The organism is Enteroscipio rubneri (assembly GCF_002899715.1).
GTDB classification, from domain to species: domain Bacteria; phylum Actinomycetota; class Coriobacteriia; order Coriobacteriales; family Eggerthellaceae; genus Enteroscipio; species Enteroscipio rubneri.
The window spans coordinates 1-701 of record NZ_PPEK01000039.1 but is presented as its reverse complement, the minus strand read 5'-3'; the positions used below and the strand labels follow the sequence as shown (position 1 = coordinate 701).

The window sequence follows — 701 nt, the reverse complement described above, 5'->3', positions numbered from 1 at the left end:
ATTCCGTATCCCACATCGAAATGGCCGGCGCTAAAGTGCTCAAACACCCTGACGGAGAGGCGGAGGTGTACTTTTCGGTAAGCAACCCGAACCACAAGGCGCAGAGCAGCTTCGGCGGGTTCTACGTCCACACCTTTGCTGACCTTTCCCTGCCGATCAAGTTCGCAGAGCAGCCGCGCATGTGGGTATCCGGCACGGTCGGAACCGGCGTGGCCATGGGGGCGCGGGCACATAACAGCACGACCCAAACCACATGCTCACCGTCCCTCATGGCCTCGCAGCAGCAGGCGGCGGTATGGATGGACGTGCTGCTCAAAGGACGGTGGAAATAGCATTACGCCGCCGAAAAGCTCACGCATGCCTGCCGCTGCATCATAGCGCTGGGAACGATACCTGCCCCGTCATCGGGCCGGACACTCCCTTTGGCAGGACGACCTCGCCCCCCGGGCTGACCCGGACGTAGCTGATGTCGTACCCAGAGGCGACCAGCCCCATGGCTGCGCGATCCGCCCCCGCGTTGCTACTGATGCTGTCTGACGGCCGGTAGCCCGCGGGCAGCGTGCCGAGGGACCTGTCCTTGTCGCTATAGGCCGTCACGTTGTAGAGCTGCACGGTCACCGCCGCCCCTGTGCGCATATAGAACGCGCCGTTTTCGAGCAGCGTATGCCATTGCCCATCACCGAGCTCGTGGGATACGGAAT

The 701-nt window shown here is 62.9% G+C and carries 2 protein-coding genes; one reads left to right on the top strand and one right to left on the bottom strand.

Going from position 1 to position 701, the window contains the following annotated elements; all coding sequences use genetic code 11:
* The coding region (locus C2L71_RS12095; protein WP_157938994.1) for a hypothetical protein at positions 1 to 332 on the top strand (332 nt) is incomplete at its 5' end.
* A gap of 40 nt (positions 333 to 372) precedes the next feature.
* Here C2L71_RS12095 and C2L71_RS12090 read toward each other — a convergent pair.
* The coding region (locus tag C2L71_RS12090; RefSeq protein WP_157938993.1) for a hypothetical protein at positions 373 to 701 on the bottom strand (329 nt) is incomplete at its 5' end.